The sequence below is a fragment of the Flavobacterium xanthum genome (genome assembly GCF_900142695.1).
Lineage (GTDB): Bacteria > Bacteroidota > Bacteroidia > Flavobacteriales > Flavobacteriaceae > Flavobacterium > Flavobacterium xanthum.
The window spans coordinates 70,971-77,945 of sequence record NZ_FRBU01000017.1; the positions used below are offsets into that span (position 1 = coordinate 70,971).

Annotated in this window: 3 protein-coding genes; 2 read left to right on the top strand and 1 reads right to left on the bottom strand. The window is 35.1% G+C overall.

Annotated elements, in window-relative coordinates; translation table 11 throughout:
* Window positions 1-70: 70 nt before the first annotated feature.
* The gene (locus BUC11_RS08945; protein ID WP_073353446.1) at window positions 71-2,617 is read right to left on the bottom strand and encodes an ATP-dependent Clp protease ATP-binding subunit; all 2,547 of its coding nucleotides are present in this window, start codon (window positions 2,615-2,617) and stop codon (window positions 71-73) included.
* Window positions 2,618-2,873: 256 nt separating this feature from the next.
* Here BUC11_RS08945 and gyrA point away from each other — a divergent pair, with 256 nt between their 5' ends.
* Together gyrA and BUC11_RS08955 are read left to right on the top strand one after the other, a co-directional pair.
* Window positions 2,874-5,498, top strand: coding sequence for a DNA gyrase subunit A (gyrA, locus tag BUC11_RS08950; protein WP_073353448.1), 2,625 nt, complete (start codon window positions 2,874-2,876; stop codon window positions 5,496-5,498).
* A gap of 47 nt (window positions 5,499-5,545) precedes the next feature.
* Window positions 5,546-6,817, top strand: coding sequence for a tetratricopeptide repeat protein (locus BUC11_RS08955; RefSeq protein WP_073353450.1), 1,272 nt, complete (start codon window positions 5,546-5,548; stop codon window positions 6,815-6,817).
* Window positions 6,818-6,975 lie beyond the last annotated feature (158 nt).

Genomic DNA, 6,975 nt, shown 5'->3' on the forward strand with positions numbered 1-6,975 from the left:
TTACCATAAATAATAAACCCGTTAGGCTATATAAACGTAACGGGTTTAAAAGAATTTTTTTTAATTTAAGTTATAGATTAGTTGGTTCGCCAGCTTTGTGAACTTGTACCGTTAGTTCTTGAGCTCCTTCTTCAATATCCATAAAAATTTCATCTCCGGAACCAATTTTAGAAGTAATAATCTCTTCAGCAAGGGCGTCTTCGACATATTTTTGAATCGCTCTTTTTAATGGTCTGGCACCAAATTGTCTATCGAAACCTTTATCGGCGATGAACGCTTTGGCTTTATCAGATAGATTTAATTGATATCCTAGTTCGGCTACGCGAGCATATAATTTTTTCAATTCAATTTCGATAATCAAATCAATATCATGTTTTTCCAAAGCATTAAATACGATTACATCATCAATTCTATTTAGGAATTCTGGTGCAAAAGTTTTTTTCAATGCGTTCTCAATGATACTTTTTGAATTGTCGTCAGCCTGAGCTACTTTTGCAGCAGTTCCAAAACCAACACCTTGACCAAAATCTTTCAATTGTCTGGCTCCAACATTCGAAGTCATAATAATTATAGTGTTTTTGAAATCAATTTTTCGGCCTAAACTATCTGTTAAATAACCATCATCCAGTACTTGTAATAACATGTTAAATACATCAGGATGCGCTTTTTCTATCTCATCTAATAATACTACACAATAAGGTTTTCTGCGAACTTTCTCTGTTAATTGTCCACCTTCCTCATATCCTACGTATCCCGGAGGTGCTCCAACTAAACGAGAGATTGCAAATTTTTCCATGTATTCACTCATGTCAATACGAATCAACGCATCTTCAGAATCGAATAACTCTTTGGCGAGTACTTTGGCTAATTGCGTTTTACCAACACCGGTCTGTCCCAAGAAAATAAAGGAACCAATTGGTCGATTCGGATCTTTTAATCCCGCACGATTTCTTTGGATGGAGCGAGCAATTTTCATTACAGCTTCTCTTTGTCCAATTACTTTTCCTTCAATAAGTTCTGGTAATTTGGCAAGTTTGTTGCTTTCTGTTTGAGCGATACGGTTAACAGGAATACCACTCATCATAGAAACTACATCGGCAACATTGTCCTCGGTAACTTCAATTCGGTTGTTTTTGGCATCTTCTTCCCATTGTTCTTGGGCAATTGCTAAGTCTTTTTCAATGCGTTTTTCATCATCTCGAAGTTTGGCAGCCTCTTCGTATTTTTGTTTTTTGACTACAACATTTTTCAATTCGCGTACCTCTTCTAATTGACGTTCCAGATCTAAAATTTGTTTAGGAACTTCAATATTGGTAATGTGTACTCTTGAACCCGCTTCATCTAAGGCATCAATAGCTTTGTCTGGTAAAAAACGATCTGACATGTACCTGTCTGTTAATTTTACGCACGCTTCTATTGCTTCTTCGGAATAAGTAACATTGTGGTGATCTTCGTATTTATTTTTAATATTATGCAAAATAGTAATCGTTTCGGCAACAGATGTTGGTTCTACAATTATCTTTTGAAAACGTCGTTCTAAGGCACCGTCTTTTTCGATATATTGACGGTATTCATCTAATGTTGTTGCACCAATACATTGAATCTCTCCACGAGCTAATGCAGGTTTAAACATATTGGATGCGTCTAAAGATCCTGTTGCACCACCAGCGCCAACAATAGTGTGAATTTCATCTATAAAAAGAATGATGTCGTCATTTTTCTCCAGCTCATTCATTACTGCTTTCATTCGTTCTTCAAATTGTCCACGGTATTTAGTTCCAGCTACAAGACTAGCGAGATCTAACGTAACGACCCGTTTATTGAACAAGGTGCGTGAAACTTTTTTCTGAATAATGCGCAGGGCTAGACCCTCGGCAATGGCTGATTTTCCCACTCCAGGTTCACCTATAAGTAAAGGATTATTTTTTTTGCGACGGCTCAAAATCTGAGAAACGCGCTCAATTTCTTTTTCCCGTCCTACAACAGGATCTAATTTCCCCTCTTCTGCCATTTCTGTTAAATCTCGGCCAAAATTATCCAAAACCGGAGTTTTAGATTTTTTGTTAGATTTGTTGGCTGGGTTGTTAAAAGTTCCTTCTTTTAGACTGTCATCTTGTCCTGAATCGTCATTGTAAGATTCATTTCGTGGTAATTTTTCTATAAATTCTTCTTCGCTTGGAGTCATGTTTAAATATTGTTCTTTAGCTATGTCATAATCAATTTTGAGTTTATTCAATAGCTTGGTTGTTGGATCGTTTTCGTTTCTTAATATGCACAATAATAAATGTGCGGTGCTGATAGAGGTACTTTGAAATACCTTAGCTTCCAAGAAAGTAGTTTTCAGGGCTCGTTCAGCTTGACGTGTCAAGTGCAGGTTTTTCTTTTCAACGTTTACCTCTACGCCGGGACTTGCTGGGCTTAGAATCTCTACTTTTCTGCGTAAATGATCTAAATCAACGTCTAAATTATTCAATATTTGAATAGCTTTTCCGTTTCCGTCTCTTAAAATTCCAAGCATTAAGTGTTCTGTGCCTATAAAATCGTGACCTAGTCGTAAAGCTTCCTCTTTACTGTAGGTTATAACGTCTTTTACTCTTGGTGAAAAATTATCATCCATAATATATATTTGATATCGTAAATTTAGTGAATTAGTGATAGAAAAACAAAAACCATTCCTATAAGTAGTCGTGTCAGCTAAGAGACAAAAATTATACTAATATAAGAGTTAAATTTCCCTTAAATTATTAACTAAAAGGGAAGTTTATTTTGTTGATAAATCATTGAAATAAGTGTTTTAAAATTGGTTTAAAAATTTCAAAAAAGCGTATATTGGCACGTTTTGAAACTAATATAATTATTTAATATAACAACTTATGTCTGAAGGAGAAAAGTTAATTCCCATTAACATTGAAGATGAAATGAAAACAGCCTACATCGATTATTCGATGTCGGTTATTGTGTCAAGAGCTCTTCCAGATGTTAGAGATGGCTTGAAACCAGTACATCGAAGAGTACTATTTGGAATGCATGATTTGGGTGTTAACTCAAGATCAGCTCATAAAAAGTCCGCAAGAATTGTCGGAGAAGTTTTGGGTAAATATCACCCACATGGTGATACTTCTGTTTATGATGCTATGGTTCGTATGGCCCAAGAATGGAGTATGCGTTATTTGTTGATCGATGGTCAAGGTAATTTTGGATCTGTAGATGGAGATAGTCCTGCAGCAATGCGTTATACTGAAGCTAGAATGCGTAAGATTTCTGAGGAGATTTTAGCTGACATTGACAAAGAAACAGTTGATTTTAAATTAAATTTCGATGATACGCTTGAAGAGCCAACGGTGATGCCAACGCGTGTTCCTACCTTATTAATAAATGGGGCCACGGGAATTGCGGTAGGTATGGCCACGAATATGCCTCCTCATAACTTAACTGAAGTTATCAACGGTACATTAGCTTTCATGGATAATAATGATATCGAGATTGACGAGTTGATGACGCATATTAAAGCCCCAGATTTTCCTACTGGTGGTATCATATATGGGTATGAAGGTGTGCGTGAGGCTTTCAAAACAGGTAGAGGTAGAATTGTAATGCGTGCCAAAGTTGGTTTTGAAGAAGTGGAAGGTCGGGAATGTATAATCGTTACCGAAATTCCGTATCAAGTCAACAAAGCGGATATGATTAAGCGTACAGCTGATTTGGTCAATGATAAAAAGATCGAAGGAATTGCCAATATACGCGATGAATCGGATAGAAATGGGATGCGTATCGTTTATATTTTAAAACGTGATGCCACACCAAACGTGGTTTTGAACACACTTTATAAGTTTACACAATTACAATCTTCTTTCAGTGTAAATAATATTGCAATTGTTAAAGGGCGTCCACAAATGTTGAATCTGAAAGATTTGATTCACTATTTTATCGAGCATCGTCATGATGTGGTGACTCGCAGAACGCAATTTGAATTGAAAAAGGCGGAAGCAAGAGCGCATATATTAGAAGGTCTTATTATCGCGTCTGATAATATTGACGAAGTAATTGCGTTAATCAAAGCGTCGAAAAGTACGGAGGAGGCAAGAGAGAAATTAATCGAAAGATTCAATTTGTCAGATATTCAATCTCGTGCAATAGTTGAAATGCGTTTGCGTCAATTGACAGGTCTTGAACAAGATAAGTTAAGAACGGAATACGATGAAATTATGAAGTTAATTGAGCATTTGAAAGCTTTATTAGCAGATGTAAACTTGAGAATTGCTTTGATCAAAGAAGAACTTACTGAAATTAGAGATAAATATGGAGACGCTCGTCGCTCTCAAATTGAATATTCTGGCGGAGACGTGAGCATCGAAGATTTAATAGCTGATGAAAATGTAGTCATTACTATATCTCATGCAGGATATATCAAACGAACCAACCTAACCGAATATAAAACTCAGAATAGAGGAGGAGTAGGGCAAAAAAGTGCTGGAACAAGAGATCAAGATTTCTTAGAGCACATGTTTGTTGCTACAAATCACCAGTATATGATGTTCTTTACTCAAAAAGGAAAATGTTTCTGGATGCGTGTTTATGAAATACCAGAAGGAAGTAAAACCGCTAAAGGTAGAGCAATTCAAAACTTAGTGAACATTGAAAGTGATGACAAAGTGAAAGCTTTTATTTGCACTCAAGATTTGAAAGATAAAGAATATATCAATAGTCATAATTTGATTATGGTGACCAAAAAAGGTCAGGTTAAGAAAACATCTTTAGAGAAATATTCTAAACCTAGAGTAAACGGTGTCGCTGCAATTACTATTAAAGAGGGTGATGAATTATTGGAAGCCAAATTAACGAATGGTGAAAGCCAAATTATATTGGCTGTAAAATCAGGTAAATTAGTTCGCTTTGAAGAAACTAAAACCCGTCCAATGGGAAGAACAGCTTCAGGAGTTCGTGGAATTACACTTAAGGATGATACGGATGAAGTTATTGGCATGGTTACTGTAAACGATATGAGCAGTGAAATATTAGTTGTAGCTGAAAATGGTTACGGTAAACGTTCTAGCCTTGATGAATATAGAATTACGAATCGTGGTGGTAAAGGAGTTAAAACCTTAAATATTACGGAGAAAACAGGAAAGCTAATTTCTATAAATTCAGTTACAGATGCAGATGATTTAATGATTATCAACAAATCTGGATTGACTATCAGAATGGCTGTTGAAGATTTGAGAGTGATGGGCCGTGCTACGCAAGGAGTGAAGTTGATTAACATTAAAGGAAATGATTCAATTGCAGCAGTTACAAAAGTTATGAAGGACGATGTGGCTGAAGTGGTTGTAGATGAGGAAGGCAATGTTGTTGAAACGGAAGCTATTGAAAGAGTTAAGCCAGTATTAGAAGTTCTTGAAGAGGACGGTTCTGAAGAAGATGAAGACGAAGACGACTCTGAAAATGAAGAAGAACTTGATGACGATAGTGACGAGGACGATTCAGATGATGAAGCATAAAATAAAATAGAAAAGTAAGAATAAGTATTAAATTAACACAGAATATTATGAAAAGTAAATATGTATTACTAGCATCAGCGTTATTGATATCAGTAGCTACTTTTGCTCAAAAAGATCAAATTAAGGCAGCCGAAAAAGCGATGAAAGGCGGTAAATCTCAAGAGGCAGCTACCATTTTAATGGAAGCAGAACCCTTAATAGCTGCAGCAACAGATGCTGAAAAGGCACAGTTTTTCTTTGTAAAAGGAAATGCTTTATTGGATTTAGCCAACAAGAATGTTGATGCGAATACCAATCTTTCACTCGCTGCAAAAGCGTATCAAGATTTAATTGGAGTGGAGAAAGTTTCTGGAAAAGTAAAATACTCAACCCAAGCAGCAGCTTCAATTACGGATATTAAATTCAAATTGATAAATGGTGCAATTGCAGATTCAAAAATTGAGAAGCATTCAGACAGTGCTAAAAAATTATATGACGCTTACCTGTTGGATAAAAAAGACACAATCAATTTATATTATGCGGCTTCAACTTATGTAAATGCAAATGAATATGACAAAGCGCTTGAGTTATACGAGAATTTGAAAAACTTGAACTATTCTGGAGTAGGGACTAGTTACTTTGCAGTGAATAAATTAACCAACCAAGAAGATTTTTTTGCTACTGCTGCAGAAAGAGATAGAATGGTGAAGTTAGGAACACATGAAAAACCAAGAACTGAAGCTATTCCTTCTAAAAGAGGAGAGATTTATAAAAATATGGCTTTGATTTTAGTTGAAAAAGGAAAAACCGACGAGGCTAAAAAAGCAATTTCTGAAGCTAGGAAAGCAAATCCAGAAGATACTTCTTTGATCTTGACAGAGGCTAATCTTTACTTAGAAACTAAAGATTTTGAAATGTACAAAAAGCTTATCGCTGAAGTTTTAGAAAAAAATCCTAATGACGCTGATTTAGTTTTTAACTTAGGAGTGATAAGTGCAAATGCTAAAAATGTTCCTGAGGCGGAGAAATATTACAAAAAAGTTATTGAAATCAATCCACAATACATCAACGCCTATATTAATTTATCTGCTTTGAAATTAGAAAATGAAAAAGTCATTATTGATGAAATGAATAAACTTGGAACTTCTACTAAGGATATGAAGCGCTATGATGATTTGAAAAAGAAGAGAGAAGATTTGTTCAAAAGTGCTATTCCTTATCTTCAAAAAGCAGTAGAATTAGATCCTAAAAACTCAGATGTTTCTAAAACACTTTTAGGCGTTTATAGTGCTCTTGAAATGACAGCAGAATACAAAGCCTTGAAAGCTAAGATTCAGTAAATCATATTATATTATTCATAAAAAAACCTATCTAGAGTATTCCAGATAGGTTTTTTTATATAACTTGAATTCAATTAATAAATGCGAAAGTTAGGAATCTCAAAGAAAGATGAAATATTTTTTCAGAACAAAGAAAAGAAAATTAATTCTTTTCCCTG

What these genes read in the sequence shown, in the direction of transcription:
- BUC11_RS08945 (WP_073353446.1), bottom strand. Translation starts at nt 2,617, where the DNA reads ATGGATGATAATTTTTCACCAAGAGTAAAAGACGTTATAACCTACAGT.
- BUC11_RS08955 (WP_073353450.1), top strand. Translation starts at nt 5,546, where the DNA reads ATGAAAAGTAAATATGTATTACTAGCATCAGCGTTATTGATATCAGTA.
- gyrA (WP_073353448.1), top strand. Translation starts at nt 2,874, where the DNA reads ATGTCTGAAGGAGAAAAGTTAATTCCCATTAACATTGAAGATGAAATG.